We start from the raw sequence: 17,018 nt of genomic DNA on the forward strand, positions 1-17,018 counted from the left end.
CTTAATATATTAAATAAAGATTGGATTGTTGACGAACTTGCATATAACCTCGGCTATCAGCCTGGAGGCCCTTCCATCACCGAAGGGGGACCCCATCGAAGCGGGCAAGGCCTTCCTACCCTCCAATATTTCTAAAGCGTTAGAGACGATCCGCTCCCTAGACGTTCCAACCAAAAAACCTACCCCAGCTTCAAGGACCTCCGGACGCTCCGTAACATCCCTAAGGATCAGGACCGGCTTTTTAAGTCCCGAAGCTTCCTCTTGAACTCCTCCACTATCGCTTAACATAAACAGGCACTTATCCATGGCCCAAACGAAATCCGGGTAATCAAGGGGATCACATAGTAACACCCTGTCATGATCGCCCAGAACTTCACGCCAAACGGCTCTAACGTCCGGATTCCTGTGCATTGGAACTAGCAACATCAAGTCCTCATCCATTGATAGAATGTCCCTAAGGGCCAACGCTATCTCCCTCATAGGTTCACCCCAGGACTCTCTTCTATGGGCCGTAACAAGGAGAAATCGTTTGCCCTCAAAGGCCATGAGGTCTTCCCGAGAGGGCCTGGCCATCTTATCCCTCATCCATATCAAGGCATCTATAACTGTGTTACCCGTGACCCAAATTCGCTCCTCCCCAATGCCCTCCCTTAACAGATTATCCTTCGACTTTCCTGTAGGGGCAAAATAAAGGGAAGAGATCCTATCGGTAACCACCCGGTTCATCTCCTCCGGGAAGGGACGGCTCATGTCACCGCTTCTAAGCCCCGCCTCTACATGAGCCACCGGGATATGGCGATAGAAGGCCGCCAAGGCGGAGGCCATTGTAGTGGTGGTATCTCCATGAACCAAGACCACATTGGGCCTTATCTCATCAAAAAACTCCCCCACCCCACATAGCACAGAAGAGGTAACGTAATCCAAAGACTGGCGCTCCTTCATTACCTTAAGATCATGGTCAGGGCTGAGCCCAAAGGGCTCCAAAGCCTGGTACAGCATCTGGGAATGCTGCCCTGTAGCCAGCAAAACCACATTAAGAGAATTTTCTTCCCTGAGAGCCATAACCACTGGCGCCATCTTTATGGCCTCTGGCCTTGTACCCACCACGCAAACTACCGTCTTCCTTCCATCATCAACGGCCAACTCTATACCCCCATACATGCTAACATCTAGCCCCGCCTACAAGGAGGAGCATACCCGCAACAACCAGGGATAGATGAACACACACTAAAACAGCCAATACCTTAATCTTACCAAGTCCCATGTCCAAAAGCCGGTGATGTCCATGGGTCCTATCTGGTAGAAACGGTGACGCACCCCGCAGGATCCTCCCAAACATGACCGACAAGGTATCCACCACGGGTAGTCCGCCGAGCAGGAACAGGGTTATACATAACCTAACCACCCCGAACTTGGCTAGGATTTCTCCCGCATCCCACAACATCAAGCTGCCACACAGAAACCCCAAAAGCGTACTACCCCCATCCCCCAAAAAGGTCTTAGCCTTAGGGAAGTTCCAAAGCATAACCCCCAATACGAGCCCCATGGTCACCACCCAAGGGAAGGGGGATAGGAAATACATGGCACAACCCATGGTCACAAGGGTCATGGACAGGCACAGCCCATCCATCCCATCTATCAAGTTGAAAGCGTTGGTCAATCCGGTAATCCATATGACCGCCACAACCCTATGGAGTAATGGAATATCCAGTGGATACAGCACACCCATGGCAGCAACCAGATGCACCATAAACCGTATTGACGGCGGAAGGGGACTCATATCATCCAGATACCCCACCACAAACACCCCCGTGGCTCCACTTGCCACATAGGGAGCGAAAGGAACGTGGTCTCCCATAAGGAGCGATACCAGCAGGAAGCCTACCCACAAGACGATTCCGGCCCCTCGAGGGGTAACAGAGGCATGAAGCTTCCGCCCCCCCGGCACGTCGAGGAGGCGGAAACGTTTGGCCAGGGCCATGGATAGGGGAACCGCAAGAAATGCCCAAAGAAAGGCCCCTATGGCCTGCAGTATCTGGGAATCCGTAATGCTTTTATCCACGATAAAACAGCCCTTGTCACTATTTGGTGCCAAAGAGCCTGTCCCCAGCATCCCCCAAACCTGGGACTATATAGCCATGATCGTTGAGATGGCTGTCCAGGGCAGCAGTGAATATATCAACCTCGGGATGACTGGACCTGACCCGTTCTACACCCTCCGGAGCCGCTATGAGGGACACCAACGATATCTTCTTGCCTCCACGACGCTTGACCAAATCTATAGCAGCGGAGGCAGAACCCCCGGTAGCCAACATGGGATCTACCACATATACATCCCGATCCTCTATATCTCCTGGGAGCTTACAGTAATATTCAACAGGCTCAAGCGTATTGGGATCTCTGTAAAGGCCTACATGACCAACCTTGGCATTGGGGATGAGTCTTATTATCCCCTCCACCATACCCAATCCAGCCCTCAGAACCGGGACAACGGCCATCTTCTTCCCAGAAAGGGTAAAAGCCTTGGTGGGGCCTAAAGGGGTACAGACCTCGATCTCTTCAAGGGGAAGATCTCTGGTTATCTCATAAACCATGAGACCAGCTATCTCCTGCACCAGCTCCCGAAAGTCCTTGGAAGAGGTGTTCTTATCCCGAACTATGCCAAGCTTGTGCTGAATCAGAGGATGGCTAACCACCACCAACCTGCCCCCGGATTGAACTTGGCATAAGGCCTCGGGCTTGTAAACAGACCGCTCATAATCCCTTATCTTCTGATTCCTAGCTTCATAACGCCCACCAAGGAATGAAGTTCGTAACCACACATCAACCATCTCTAACGCTAAATCCTCCCCTAGGATTCTGCCTCCCAGGGCGAGGACGTTGGCATCGTTGTGTTCCCTGGATAACCTGGCTTCAGTTACATCTCTACAAAGCGCCGCATACACCCCAGGAACCTTGTTGGCAATTATAGACATGCCTATCCCGCTTCCGCAGACCACGATTCCCCGATCCGCTTCACCCCTGGATACCGTCTCCGCAACCCTTGCACCCCAATCAGGGAAGTCTACTTTCGCTTCAGCGGAACAAGTTCCTAGATCTAAAACATCATAACCCTTATCAAGCAAGTACTTACCTATCCGTTCTTTTAGAAGGAATCCCGCATGATCCGAACCTATCGCTATCTTCATAACAATTATCCACCTCTTTCAACCAAGAAGGGTCTGAAAGCCCCTACAAACACACCTAAGGCATTATGCCACAAAAAATGGGCAGCCAAAAGCCGCCCTTCAAATCAAAGCAGGGTCCACGGTTGTGAGAGTTTACTTAGAGCATAACACCTCGTCAAGGATGGATTCAGCTATTGAATATGGGTCTACCTTCCTAAGCAACAGATCTTCCAGAAGCCCTTCGCTCCTTCGTTTACCCCACTCTCGCTGAATCAGAGATGACACCTCCTTGCGAAGCACCGCCTCCACCATGGCCTCTATCCTGGAGAGCCTCCTCAATCTACCCTCCTGGCTGTTCAATACATGCTCCCTATGGGACATCACAGAGCTGACAGCATCCTCCACCCCATCGCCACGCTCCGCGCAAGTTTTAACGACAGGAGGCCTCCAATCCCCCCTAAACGATATGTCCAGCATCATCCTTATGTCCGCAACCACTTTGTCTGCCCCGTCCCTATCGGCCTTGTTCACCACGAAGACATCAGCTATCTCCATTATCCCGGCCTTCATGATCTGAACATCATCACCCATCCCCGGCACCAGGACGAGGCAAACCGTATCCGCTAACTTTACTATGTCCACCTCTGACTGCCCAACTCCTACGGTCTCTATTATCACCACATCTTTGCCGCAGGCGTCTAAAATCAAAGCAGCTTCTCCGGTTGTTCCGCTAACCCCCCCAAGAGACCCACGACTTCCCATGCTCCTGATAAAAACCCGGCTGTCCACCGCATGATTCTGCATCCTAAGCCTGTCTCCCAATATGGCCCCTCCGGAAAAAGGGCTTGATGGATCAACCGCTATGACACCAACGCTCCTACCCATATCAAGGAAACGATGGATCATCTTGTCCACCAAGGTGCTCTTACCCGCCCCAGGGCTTCCCGTTACCCCTATGATATGAGCACGTCCAGTCCTGGGATATATGCTCCTCATTATCCCATCCGCAAGAGGAGATTCGCTCTCCACCAAACTTATAAGCCTGGCTATAGCCCTGTGATCCCCGGAAAGTGCTCTATTTACCAGCCTATCCAATTGCAACGCCCCTCTTCCCCTACCAGGGTTACGATTCTGTCCCCATGATATAACATCTTCGACCACATGGCCGCATTAGCGCCGAAAACAATTTTTTCAAGAATTATCTAAAAACCCCTGGCCAAAACGGCAACCAATCTCTGAAGCTATATGCCTCTGCATCAACGAAGATGGAGACTAGGGCATCGGATACATTGCCAAGCGGTACATCCACCTTAGACAAAGGCATGCGGAAGGTCCACTGAACACCTTTGATTGGTACTATGGATAGAGCTCCTCCGTTGTAGAGGTATCCCCCAGTGAGGCGCCTTGCCATATCCAGCTTCACCGAAGGAGAGGCCCCGTCGGAAATTAAATCTAATCTTATGCCGTTTATAAGACAAAATGCCAACAACCGCTCTAACGCGGTATCGTCCAGCTTAACACCAGAGCTTACAACTAAAACCTCGGGCAAACCGGACCCTTTCTCTGCGAACAATTTAATCTTTTCCCATACGGACTTCGCTCCCCCAGTGCTACTAGTCAAAACCAGGCTCTCGGGCGTGTCATCAAAGTAGCCTTCGGATGAAACAGATATCATGGCCAACTTGTTCTGCCAAACCCCTCTAGAAACGGGGCTAATTCGTCCCAAGTAAGAGCTAAGAAAGGGTGGTAGTTTAGCGACCATAGTAAGCTGATATAAATCTATCTCCTCTATTTTCATGCTCCGAACGCCCAGTAAACCAATCATGGGGACCCCAGGACGTAAGACTCCCCACATGGGAAGCCTTCCCCCCTGATCAATAAGGATTAACCCACTCTCGTATAGACATATTGACCAAGGATCTCTTAACCCGCGTTGCATCGCCTCAAGGGTTACCGAGGAGTAAGTGACAGGGCCAGTTTTGAAAAGGGTCCCCCCCTCTGCAACGATAAAAAGCCCCCCCTCATGATTCCAAATAACATCCCTGACCGATGGAACCCTTATGGAAGCAACCTCTTTAAATGAGCTGCCATACTCCCAATCCAGTACGTACACCAACCCCCTGCCCCTGTCGGCAACTGCAAACCTTTTACCCATTACATCTACCGCTACAATCTCTGGAAGCTTATTCTCCTTCAGCGGCGGATGCCAAGTGCTTAGGATCCTGCCGTCTATAGAAACTATTGCCAGCCTTCCGTTCATCTGATCCCCAATCAAAAACACTCCATCTTGAATGACTGCCGCATCGGATATTCGTCCGGAATATTTTAAAAAAGGTCTCACGGAAATTTCCTTGCTGTATTGGCCCTCTTCCACTCGGAATGACTCACCGTTCGAACAGAATACTACCCAATGTAGGTAATCCAGAGGTACCACAACTGAAGGGGATTTAAACCTAAGGCTGGCAACGTTCCTACCGTTAGCATACACATGTACTCGGTCCCCAAGCGAATCCACAAAGAACACTTTATCCCCCATGGAACTTACCTTGCCAGCTCCCCCCATGCCACGGAGAAAAAGGGGATCTAAACGTCCAAAAAGCCCCTGCCCTCTTGCGTCCAAAAGCCCCACTTGAACACTGGAGGCAGACGGGTTCAAAGAATTCCTTAAAGCCTCTTCCTCCTGCCACATTCCCTTCAGCAGTGCCCTTCCCCTGTAATCGGTACGCCTAACCTCCAGGTAGTACCGCATGGACCTCTCAGCTTCTTTAAGATCCCCCATTCTCCTCTGAATAATTGACCGAAGGAAGTAGGCATCCACCATGTAAGTGTCCTTCTTTAGAGCCCCTTGAATGTTGGAAAGGGCGCTCCAGTACCTGCCGCTTAAAAGATCCCTATAAGCCATGACGAACAGAGCCTCCGCCGCCCGCCTATCTGCCTTCGGCATCTCCTGACCCATGGATGGATATTTAGAAAACAGCATCAAGAGAGAAACGCAAAGAAGAATTTTAAAAACTCTCATCGCAATATCTCCTTCCCTAGGAAGGAATAAAATGTAAGGGTTACAGCCCCCGCAAGCAGAAATCCCAATAGCATCCTAAGGTAAAACAGCATACCAGGGCCACCGGGCCAACGCCCTCTGTATATGTTCATAACAGCCCTGGCAACCAAAAGCGCAGCGATAAAAAAAAGCAACCCTAAAAGAGCCTGGAGGTTGATAATGCTAATTCCAAGCACAGAGGACATCTCTACAGCACCCCTTACTCTTTGAACCAATGAACCGCCTTAGTATGTTTCTCGTAAATGAGCCTTAGTATTACGTTGTCCCTGAATATCTTAGGGGGCACGGTGGCAACCGCAGCCCACATCACTAATATGGCAGCTCCAAGTGAAATTATAAAAACCAGCAGCACCTGTTTTAATAACGACTCCTTCTTTTTCCTTATCATCCGCAAGGGCATGGTAACAATCCCCCCCTATATGGTCCATAATACCAGTTCGACCTAAAATAAAAAAACTGGAGGGCCCCACCACTAGCCCCCCAGCTCTAGCATGTATCCCCCTGCAAGTAACTTAACCCCTATACGTTTCTTGCCAGGCCCCCCGAACCAAACGCTCCGCCAAGGGGTTGTTTAGACGGCCACAGAAGACCCGATGGAACTATCACCCCATATCTGCCTTAAAACCCTCACGCAGACCTCAAGGGCCCTCTTTCCATCCCTTATCCCAACTAAGGGCTGACGGCCCTCACGAATACAATCAAGGAAGTGCTGAAGCTCCATCTTCAGGGGTTCCTTCTTGGGATAAACCGGGTGCTCCACCACCTCCACAAGGCCGGATCCGCTTTTTAGACAACGGTTAATGGAAACGTCCTGAGACTCAAAGTCAACCACAATGTACCTCTCTCTCTCCATTATGTCCATCTGCCTTATCCTCTTCTCAGAAACCCTGCTAACCAAAACATGGGCAATAGTACCATTTTTGAAAGTTATCTGGGCACACGCGATGTCCTCATGATCGGACTTTACCTTAGCGCCAGTTGCAGATATTTTTTCTATCTCTGAATTAACCATGGATAGGATTATATCTATATCATGGATCATCAGATCTAGCACAACTCCCACGTCACTTATCCTAGGAGAAAAAGGCCCCATCCGACGTGTTTGTATGAACAACGGCTCTTCGACCATGCTGCGAACGTACTGAACCGCGCTATTAAACCTTTCAACGTGCCCAACCTGAAGCACCAGATCCATATCAGCAGCCAACCGGAGAAGCCCTTCCGCTTCCTCTAACTTGGTGGTGACGGGTTTTTCCACCAAAACATGGATGCCTCGCTTAAGGGCCTCCGAAGCCACCTGATAATGCAAGCTCGTGGGAACTGCCACGCTAATAGCATCCGGTTTGACCTGGTCCAGGAACATACGAAAATCGGTGAAAGACGGAACCCCCATGGTATCACCCACATAGTGAGCCCTATCCTCGTTGGAGTCTACAACCCCAACCAGATCAGCCCCCAGTATCTCAGAGTAGAGCCTGGCGTGATGATAGCCCAAGTGTCCAACCCCTATAACTCCAACCCTTAAAGAAGAAGCCAACCTAATCACTCCCTTAGCGAAAAGAGACCTATCACCAGTAGAATCAATTTAGCTTGCCATGCCTCGACAAGCCAGCATCTATAGATATTCTCACCACAACCACACTCCAAGTGGCCTTTAAGAGGAAGTGGATAGAGGCAAAAATCCTCATTAAACTAAAAAATGTTTGGCGGATCCCCCAGGCCAAACAAAAGGATCATCCTTTCCGGAGCAGCATCCCTCCTGTAGGACTTAAGAGCTGGATCCTCCAACGTACAGCTGGGGTCTATCAGGATGTTCGATATATCCATCTTGGAAGACAGCTGGTGTGCCACTATCTTCTTAAGATCAAAGAAAACCGCATCACCCTCAATACGTCGATACTCTGGGGGGATAGAAACCATGCCTGCCCTAGTGATAGGGTCATCCAAACGTCTGCAATAGCACTTACCACATGCAGATGGTCCTATCCAACCCACAACATCTTCCCAAACGGGGGCAAATACCTCATCCACATTGATCAGTGCCTCGTAACATATGTTAGCCACAGTGCCCGCATATCCAGAATGTAAGCCTGCTACCCAATCTGCCTCAGGATGGCCAAAGATGACCGGGACGCAATCCGCAAACCTCAACATACCTACCACTCCGGATTCCCTGATTACTAGGCCATCCGCCTCTGGTCTGCAGGGGAAAAATGGCAGCTCTTTCATAATCACCCTAGAACCATGTACCTGAACCGGTACCACCATATTCGAAGGAGAAATACCTATAAGCCGCGCAGCTTCCATAACTGCCTTGACCTGATCAGCCCCCGCTTGCACCGAAGGACCATCAATCACGAACAAACCCCACCATTTGGAGCTACCTCTCGGAGTTATTACAAGAAGGGTGTGTTCCTTAGATGCTATCCTTTCGCAGTTAATCATGGTTTCCTCTTGAGCCTATTTCTAACATATCCGACCAAGAATAGGCTTCCACATACCACCGTCATCGGCGAATCTTCAGTTGCCATTTCAAGTGCCACCACGGGATCATCGCTAAAACCACCTAACGGCAAACCCATATGGACAGCTTCGTTGAAAAGCCTTTCCGCCTTAGCGGACCTCTCGGAACCTGGTACTTGGGTAAAGAAAAACCTGCGGGCTACGCCCCTTAGGCCCTCTAAGATGCCAGATATATCCTTATCCCCCATGGCAGCGAATACCAAGGAGCATTTGCCCGCAAAGCCAAGGGCCTCCAGGCTGTCCGCCAAGGCTTTAGCACCATGAGGATTGTGAGCCCCATCAAGGACTATCCCCCGGCCATCCTCAAGGGAGATCCATTCCATCCTACCGGGCCAGCGGACATCCCTCAGGCCCGACCTAATATGATCCTCAGACAGCGGGAATTGATCATCGATAGACTCAAGGGCCATCAAGGCCAAAGATGCATTAGCAGGCTGGTGAACCCCGGTCAGCGAAAAGGAGAAACTCCTAGTCTCCCCATTTCTAACCCTTAAAAATTCCACCCCACTAAGGGATATATCGGTCATCTCAACCCTGCATTCTTTAGAGTGAACCAATGGGACCGCAGAAACATCCGTGCAGCGACGGATAAACAACGTCTCCAACTCTTCATCGCCACCGGCAAATACAGTAGGCCTATGTGGTCTTATCACGGCCATTTTCTCCCTGGCTATGCTGTACAAACTATGGCCAAGGAACTCCGCGTGATCCATTCCTATCGGAGTACAAACCACACATCTGACATCCCCCAGCATGTTGGTGGCATCCAACCTGCCCCCCATCCCAGCCTCCACAACCGCAACATCCACACGGGCATCCGCAAAATCCATAAAAGCTAACGCGGTAACCAGCTCAAAATAAGAAGGCCTGTCCGCTAATAACCTCGAATCAGAAGTGATCAGCTCCTCAATTCTCTCAAGCATCCCCAGCCACCTTAACGGATCCGCTAGCTCATCTCCAATCCGCGACCTCTCTGCGGGGCTCTCCAGATGAGGGCTGGTATACAATCCCACCTTGTACCCCCCGGCCTTTAGACAAGAGAACATCGACGAGCACGTAGATCCCTTGCCGTTGGTTCCCACCACAAGAACCGATGGGAACTTGCGCTGGGGGTTATCCAAAAGGGCTAGGAGCCTAGCTAACCGGGCTAGCCCAGGCCTTATACCCGGGCTAGCCAGCTCCATGATCTTAGATTCAACTTGTGTCCAGAGGTCATCCATTATTTTTAGCAACTTAAACTTCTTATGTTCTCCCGGATCCTCTCAAGCCTCGCCGTTCTTTCCGCCAAGGCACCGCGCTCCTTCTCCACCACTTCAGAGGGTGCTCTTTCAACAAACGACTTGTTGGACAACTTGGCAGAGATCCTCTCTATATCCGCCAGGACCTTCTTCTCCTCCTCCGAAAGGCGCTTTATCTCCCCCTCTATATCCCATAACCCCTCCACTGGCAGGAAAACATCCACCTGGGGCAGCACACAAGCTAAGGATTTAGACGGAGATGGAGCGTCCATCCCATGGAACTCCAGCCTCTCGCACTTCGCCATCAGGCATATCAGATCTTGGTTCTCCATGATGAGATCCTTTATCCCCTGTTCCCTGGGGCGGATAACGAAGTGCTCAAGCAACCTCTGGGGCGGCACGGAGGCCTCGGCCCTCAAGTTCCTCATCCCTCTTATGAGCTCCTGCATACTCCCCATGGAGACATCAAGGTTTTCAGCTTCAAACGCTTCACCAAAATCACCAGAAGGCCATCCGGCGGACATTATAAGCGATTTGCCAAATGGGAAGTGATGCCATATCTCCTCTGTAACGAATGGGATGAAAGGATGCATCATCCTTAGAAGATCCCTGAATAGGATCAACAGCACCCTTTGTGTTGACACCTTCCTGTCCTCTCCCTCATCCCCACGAAGAGCTGGCTTTGCCAGTTCCAGATACCAGTCACAGACTTCAGACCAGGTAAAATCATAAAGAAGCCTTGCGGACTCACCAAAGTAGTACCCGTCAAGGAGCCTTCCCATCTCCGATGCTACCGTCTTTAGACGATGCATAATCCACCTGTCGTGAAGCCTGAGATACTTAGGATCTGGAAGCTGCACATCACCATCACCAAAGGCGTCTTCTCCTAGGTTCATAAGGGCAAAACGGCTGGCATTCCAAATCTTATTCAAGAAGAACCGATAAGTTTCTATCCTGTTCGAGGAAAGGCATATATCCCTCCCTTGAACCGTCAGGGCAGCTAAAGTCATCCTAAGCGCATCCGCCCCGTACTTTTCTATTATGTCCAAGGGATCTATCACGTTGCCCTTGGATTTGCTCATCTTCTGCCCCTTCTCATCCCTAACCAGGGCATGAATGTAAACATCTCGGAACGGCACCTGGTCCATAAACTCCAGGCCCATCATTATCATCCTAGCCACCCAGAAGAAGATTATGTCAAAACCGGTAACGAGAAGACTGGTGGGATAGAACGATTCAAGCTCCTTGGTCCTCTCCGGCCATCCCATAGTGGAAAATGGCCAAAGGGCACTGGAAAACCACGTATCCAAGACGTCCTCATCCTGCCTTATATCCGAGGACCCACACTTCGGGCAGGAGGATGGATCGGTCTCGTCCACTATTACCTCACCGCACGAGCAGTACCACGCGGGGATGCGATGCCCCCACCATAGCTGGCGAGAGATGCACCAATCTCTTATGTTCTCCATCCACTGGTAATATATGTTCAGCCAATTTTCTGGAACCCACTTTATCTGCCCCTCTTTTACCGCTTTAACCCCCGCTTCGGCTAAGGGCTTAGCCCTCACAAACCACTGCTCGGAGAGATAAGGCTCCACCACCGTCTGACATCTGTAACAGTGCCCTATGGAATGACGGTGATCCACAACAGCCACAAGCTCTCCGGATTCCTCAAGGGCCTTGACTATTCGCTCCCTTGCCTCAAAACGATCCATGCCAGCGAAGGAAAGGGCTTCATCCGTCATCACCCCTTCATCATCTATGACCTGAATTGCCTCAAGGCCGTGTCTTTGCCCCACCAAGAAGTCGTTGTGGTCATGGGCAGGGGTTATCTTGACGCATCCGGTTCCGAACTCGGGATCCACCATGTTATCCTCTATGACCGGTATTACCCTACCAACAATCGGGACTATTACCTTGCGTCCGATAAAAGGCCTGTTCCTCTCATCCCTTGGGTGTACCGCGATGGCCACATCACCAAGGATGGTCTCGGGCCTGGTGGTCATAACGTGTAACGCTCCGTCTCCATCAGCAAAGCGGTAGGCCACTTTGTAAAGCTTACCATCCTTTTCCTCGTGTTCCACCTCAAGATCCGAAAGAGCGGTCCTGCAACGGGGACACCAATTTATAAGGTATTTGCCACGATAAATAAGGTCTTTGCGATAAAGCTCCACAAACACCTTTCTAACTGCTCGAGAGAGCCCCTCGTCCATGGTAAACCTCTCTCTAGACCAATCACAGGATGCCCCCAGCTTCTTAAGCTGGCTTATTATCCTGCTACCATACTGCTCCTTCCATTCCCAAACCTTCTCAACAAATCTTTCCCTGCCCAGGTCCTTACGAGATATCCCTTTAGAAGACAAATGCCTTTCCACCACGTTCTGGGTGGCTATACCAGCATGGTCAGTACCAGGCAACCACAACACTTCATATCCCTTCATCCTCTTGTAACGGCAAACGATGTCCTGAAGGGTGTTGTTAAGGGCATGACCCATGTGCAGCGAACCAGTCACGTTGGGAGGGGGAATAACTATGCTGAACTTGGGTTTCTTGGAGTCTGGGTCCGCCTTAAAAACATCGTTCTCAAGCCAAATCCCATACCACTTGTCCTCTATAGGAACCGGATCGTAGCTTTTCCCCAACGCAACTTCTCGCATCAGAACGCCTCCCCCTTACGCATTAAGAGCTATGTTCCTCTTAGGCTTCAATCCATCTTATCAGTGACGCATGTATCAATCAGCCATTGAGCAAGCCGTGACTTAAGCTCCGAAAGGCCAAAACCAGTTGAGGCCGAAACCAAAAAGGGCCCAACCTGACACCTGAAACCCTCCTTAACGTATCTGTCTAGGGTGGCCTTCCTCTTAGAGCCGCTTATCTTGTCTGCCTTAGTGAAAACAACCCCCACAGGCAGACCTATACCCTCTAAATACCCTTCCATCTGACGATCATTCTCTAGAAAACCATGCCTAAAGTCCACCAGATGTAGCACCAAAGACATCCTAGCGGATGAGAAATAACGCTCTATGGTCTTCTTCCACAGATCTCTCTCCTCGCCGCTCCGAGAGGCAAAGCCGTATCCTGGAAGATCCACCAAGACAAACGGGGGTTCTCCGTGAACCTTAAAGAAATTTATGCTCCTCGTCTTCCCCGGGGTCTTGCTAACCTTGGCAAGCTTTGCGCCTATCATGGCGTTTATAAGACTTGACTTCCCAACGTTCGACCGCCCTACCATCACCACCTCGGGCAAAGAATAACGAGGTATCTGATCATACCGATAGGCGCATCCAATTAAATTAGCCCGCCATAACATTACACTCATTCCCCCATGAGGATAGGGAAAACCTCATCCATGGATGATACGAAGTGAAACGTCAATCCCCGTTTAGCCCACTCCGGCATCTCCTCAACATCTGGTCTGTTTGCGGCTGGAAGTACGACCTCTTTTATCCCATGGCGCTTTGCGGCCAAGCACTTCTCTCGGATACCTCCAACCGCCAGTACAGCTCCCCTCAGGGTTATCTCTCCGGTCACAGCCACATCGGTCCTGACCGCTGTTCCCCTCACGGCAGAACATATAGCCAAAGCCAAAGCCACCCCCGCAGATGGGCCGTCCTTAGGGATTGCCCCTTCCGGTACGTGAACGTGCAAATCCACCTGATCCCACTTAACGTCCCCCATTTTTAAAGAAAGGGCGTTAGACCTAAGGAACCCAACCGCAGCCTGTGCGGATTCCCGCATTATATCCCCAAGATTCCCAGTGAAGGAGACGCTCCCCTTGCCCATCATAGAAGCCGCCTCTATGAGCAACACGTCCCCCCCCGACTCAGTCCAAGCGAGCCCCACCACGGTGCCAACAGATCCTTCCTTAGGTATCGACGCATCGTATCCCCTAGGTGCACCAAGGAACTTAACCAAAGAACCGGGGACGATCTTGGGAGGTTTTACGACCTTACCCTCTTCAGACGCGGACACCATGTAATACGCTATCTTCCTGGCTATCTTGGACAACTGGCGATCCAGGTTCCTAACCCCTGCTTCCCTGGTATAATCGGAGATCACCTTGGAGATGGCCCCCCTGGTTATCGATACCCCATAGCCGCTAAGACCATTCTCCTTGAGTATCCTTGGCCATAGGTGTTTCTCCGCTATGTTTACCTTTTCCTCAAGCACATAACCCGGGATGCTTATGACCTCCATCCTGTCCAATAGCGGCTTAGGAATCGAATGATGGTCATTGGCGGTGGTTATGAACATGACCCGGCTGAGATCAAAGGGCACCTCCAAAAAATGATCAGAAAACCCTTGATTTTGCTCCGGGTCCAAAACCTCCAAAAGAGCCGCCGATGGATCCCCTCGAAAGTCAGTCCCAAGCTTATCGATCTCGTCCATAAGCATAACCGGGTTCTTAACCCCAGCCTGTCTTATCTTCTGGATTATCCTGCCTGGGAGAGCCCCCACGTAAGTCCGCCGATGTCCTCGAATCTCTGCCTCATCCCTAACACCACCCAAGGACATGCTGACGAACTTGCGGTTGAGTGCCCTTGCTATAGACCTAGCCAAAGATGTCTTGCCAACACCTGGGGGGCCAACAAAGCAAAGCACCTGAGCCCTCGTGTCACCACCCGCCAACTTCCTAACCGCCAAGAACTCTATTATCCTGTCCTTTACCTCTTTAAGACCGTAATGATCTTCATCTAATACGCTCTTTGAAACCCCTATCTCCAACCTGTCCTTGGTCTGGTTGCTCCAAGGAAGCGCAAGCAGCCAATCGAGATATGTCCTTGATACCGTAGCCTCTGCAGATGTGGGCGGCATCTTCGAAAGCCTGTCAAGCTCATAGCGGGCCTTCTCCTTGGCCTCCTTGGGCATCCTCGCCCGATCTATCTTGGCCCTGTACTCCTCTACCTCCGCAACCCCATCAGAACTGCCAAGTTCCTCCTGTATCGCTTTAAGCTGTTCCCGGAGGTAATACTCCCGGTGTCCACGCTCCATCTCCCGGCGAACCCTCTCATGGATACTGTGCTCCATTTCAAGAAGCTCGTTCTCCTTGATGAGCAGTTTCAGCTCACCCCTGAGTCTTTCATTAACAGATGTTGCCTCTAGGAGCAGCTGCTTCTCCGCCACAGCCACCAAAAGGTGTGACGCCACAAGGTCTGCCACCCGTTCTGCCGATTCCTCCGAAAGAGGGGCAAAGACCTCCGCGGGCACCTTAGGATGAAGTCCCACGTAACGCTCAAACTGTTCAAGCACGGATCGCCTTAAAGGCTCGGTCTCTTCATCCTCCTCTACCTGGTAATCTACTGGTGAAACCTGGGCTGTTATCATATCCTCCCCAACCGCGAAGGACTCAACCCTGGCCACATGATCTCCCTGTACCAATACCTTAAGGGTTCCATCTGGAACCTTAAGCATCTGGAGTATGGTACATACCGTCCCTACTCCAAACAGATCATCCGCCTTGGGGTCCTCCAGCTTAAGATCCTTCTGAGCAACCACCAATATGGTCCTGTCTTTTCCCACCGCGCTCTCAATGGCCTTCAAGGACTTAGGACGGCCTACGAAAAGGGGAGTTACTATACCGGGAAATATCACCATATCCCTTACCGGGAGCACCGGCAAGGTAAGGGCTTCCGGCGCCTCAACGGCGTCCCCACCCAAATCAAGCTCTAAACCCAAAGAAGTATCCTCCATTAAGCTACCTCCTGATCATCCCTGGGATAAAATTCAGGAGATCCTTCTCCTAAAACAACCTTATCGTTTATAAGCACCTTGCCAACCCTAGACGCCCTGGAAGGCATTTCATACATGAGATCCAACATTATGGACTCCATTATCGACCTAAGAGCCCTGGCACCAGTCTTCCTCTCAAGGGCCTTGCGGGCGATAGCTCTAATCGCGTCCTGGGTGAACTCCAAAGACACCTTGTCCATCTCAAATATCCGCTGATACTGCTTTATAAGCGCGTTGCGAGGTTCCTGGAGTATTCTGATCAATGCCTCCTCATCCAGTGATTCCAAGGGCACTATAACGGGCAAACGTCCGACAAACTCGGGTATGAACCCATAGGTTATAAGGTCATCCGCTATCAGGTCCTTGTAGAGAGAGTTCCTCTTGTCCAGATCCTTAGCGGACGCCACATCCCCACCAAAACCTATGACCTTTTTGTTGGTCCGACGGGCAATGATAGGCTCTAAACCATCAAACGCTCCACCACATATGAACAGTATGTTCTTCGTGTCCACCTGAATGAAATCTTGGTTGGGATGTTTCCTTCCACCCTTCGGAGGAACATTGGCCACCGTACCCTCCAATATCCTTAGAAGGGCCTGCTGAACCCCTTCACCGGAAACATCCCTGGTTATCGATGGGGATTCAGATTTTCTGGATATCTTATCTATCTCATCTATGTAGATTATGCCCCTTTCTGCGGCCTTTACGTCATAGTCCGCCGCCTGCAGAAGACGCACCAAGATGTTTTCCACGTCCTCCCCCACATACCCAGCCTCCGTAAGGGTTGTGGCATCAGCTATGGCGAAAGGCACCTTCAGGAGCCTTGCCAGCGTCTGGGCCAACAAGGTCTTTCCAGAGCCTGTGGGGCCAACCAGCAAGACGTTGCTCTTTGGAAGCTCCACGTCCTCCTCATCTGGGGCGGAGGTTATTCGGCGGTAGTGGTTGTAAACCGCCACGGAAAGAACCTTCTTAGCCTGATCCTGACCTATTACATATTGGTCAAGAAATGACTTTATCTCGTCAGGTCTTGGTATCTTGTCCAATCCCAAGGGCTCTTTCCCATCTCTTAGGCTTGGAGCTCCAGATACATGCTCATCGTTAAGTATTGTATTGCACAGGTTGATACACTCATTGCATATATAAACTCCCGGGCCGGCTATGAGCTTAGCTACCTCGTCCTGCCCCTTCCCACAGAACGAACAGCGCACCCTTCTCCTCTTGCCCCCAAGGTCATCACTCTCGTTGAACATATCTTCACCTCTGTTTATGCGTATTTTTATCCCCCGTAGTAGGTCCTACTAG

The 17,018-nt window shown here is 50.8% G+C and carries 14 protein-coding genes; all 14 read right to left on the reverse strand.

Features of this window, described 5'->3' with window-relative positions; translation table 11 throughout:
- Nucleotides 1-9: 9 nt before the first annotated feature.
- The 14 genes from wecB to clpX all read right to left on the reverse strand — a co-directional run bounded on the left by wecB (nt 10) and on the right by clpX (nt 16,966).
- Nucleotides 10-1,143, reverse strand: a complete 1,134-nt coding sequence (wecB, locus tag THEVEDRAFT_RS04660) for a non-hydrolyzing UDP-N-acetylglucosamine 2-epimerase (RefSeq protein ID WP_006583562.1) — start codon at nt 1,141-1,143, stop codon at nt 10-12.
- Nucleotides 1,144-1,162: 19 nt separating this feature from the next.
- Nucleotides 1,163-2,062: a glycosyltransferase family 4 protein gene (locus THEVEDRAFT_RS04665; protein ID WP_245522601.1), complete on the reverse strand. Its 900-nt coding sequence runs from the start codon at nt 2,060-2,062 to the stop codon at nt 1,163-1,165.
- Between the two features lie 19 nt (nt 2,063-2,081).
- Nucleotides 2,082-3,188 carry a uracil phosphoribosyltransferase gene (gene upp / locus THEVEDRAFT_RS04670; RefSeq protein ID WP_006583564.1) on the reverse strand — a complete coding sequence of 369 codons (1,107 nt, stop codon included), beginning with the start codon at nt 3,186-3,188 and terminating at the stop codon, nt 2,082-2,084.
- A gap of 132 nt (nt 3,189-3,320) precedes the next feature.
- On the reverse strand, nt 3,321-4,262 hold the full coding sequence (gene meaB / locus THEVEDRAFT_RS04675) for a methylmalonyl Co-A mutase-associated GTPase MeaB (protein WP_006583565.1): 942 nt from the start codon (nt 4,260-4,262) through the stop codon (nt 3,321-3,323).
- A 103-nt stretch (nt 4,263-4,365) separates the two neighbouring features.
- A complete protein-coding gene (locus THEVEDRAFT_RS04680) occupies nt 4,366-6,186 on the reverse strand; it encodes an NHL repeat-containing protein (protein ID WP_006583566.1) in 1,821 nt (606 codons plus the stop codon).
- Nucleotides 6,183-6,410, reverse strand: coding sequence for a hypothetical protein (locus THEVEDRAFT_RS04685; protein WP_040825324.1), 228 nt, complete (start codon nt 6,408-6,410; stop codon nt 6,183-6,185). Before THEVEDRAFT_RS04685 ends, THEVEDRAFT_RS04680 begins: the two co-directional genes overlap by 4 nt.
- A 14-nt stretch (nt 6,411-6,424) precedes the next feature.
- A complete protein-coding gene (locus tag THEVEDRAFT_RS04690) occupies nt 6,425-6,613 on the reverse strand; it encodes a hypothetical protein (protein WP_245522602.1) in 189 nt (62 codons plus the stop codon).
- 183 nt (nt 6,614-6,796) lie between these two features.
- Nucleotides 6,797-7,762 (reverse strand): Gfo/Idh/MocA family protein, encoded by a 966-nt coding sequence (locus tag THEVEDRAFT_RS04695; RefSeq protein WP_006583569.1) that lies wholly within the window; start codon nt 7,760-7,762, stop codon nt 6,797-6,799.
- 155 nt (nt 7,763-7,917) lie between these two features.
- The gene (locus THEVEDRAFT_RS09350; protein WP_006583570.1) at nt 7,918-8,670 is read right to left on the reverse strand and encodes a purine nucleoside phosphorylase YfiH/LACC1 family protein; all 753 of its coding nucleotides are present in this window, start codon (nt 8,668-8,670) and stop codon (nt 7,918-7,920) included.
- Nucleotides 8,667-9,968: a bifunctional folylpolyglutamate synthase/dihydrofolate synthase gene (locus THEVEDRAFT_RS04705; RefSeq protein ID WP_040825759.1), complete on the reverse strand. Its 1,302-nt coding sequence runs from the start codon at nt 9,966-9,968 to the stop codon at nt 8,667-8,669. The genes THEVEDRAFT_RS09350 and THEVEDRAFT_RS04705 overlap by 4 nt, the downstream gene beginning before the upstream one ends.
- Before the next feature lie 5 nt (nt 9,969-9,973).
- On the reverse strand, nt 9,974-12,643 hold the full coding sequence (locus THEVEDRAFT_RS04710) for a valine--tRNA ligase (RefSeq protein ID WP_006583572.1): 2,670 nt from the start codon (nt 12,641-12,643) through the stop codon (nt 9,974-9,976).
- A gap of 47 nt (nt 12,644-12,690) precedes the next feature.
- Nucleotides 12,691-13,305: a ribosome biogenesis GTP-binding protein YihA/YsxC gene (gene yihA, locus THEVEDRAFT_RS04715; protein ID WP_342610145.1), complete on the reverse strand. Its 615-nt coding sequence runs from the start codon at nt 13,303-13,305 to the stop codon at nt 12,691-12,693.
- Nucleotides 13,302-15,677, reverse strand: coding sequence for an endopeptidase La (gene lon / locus THEVEDRAFT_RS04720; protein ID WP_006583574.1), 2,376 nt, complete (start codon nt 15,675-15,677; stop codon nt 13,302-13,304). The genes yihA and lon overlap by 4 nt, the downstream gene beginning before the upstream one ends.
- Entirely contained in the window at nt 15,677-16,966 is a 1,290-nt protein-coding gene (gene clpX, locus THEVEDRAFT_RS04725; protein ID WP_006583575.1) for an ATP-dependent Clp protease ATP-binding subunit ClpX, read from the reverse strand. The genes lon and clpX overlap by 1 nt, the downstream gene beginning before the upstream one ends.
- Between the last annotated feature and the right edge of the window lie 52 nt (nt 16,967-17,018).

Origin of the sequence: Thermanaerovibrio velox DSM 12556, from assembly GCF_000237825.1 — a bacterium.
In the GTDB taxonomy this organism is placed as follows: domain Bacteria; phylum Synergistota; class Synergistia; order Synergistales; family Synergistaceae; genus Thermanaerovibrio; species Thermanaerovibrio velox.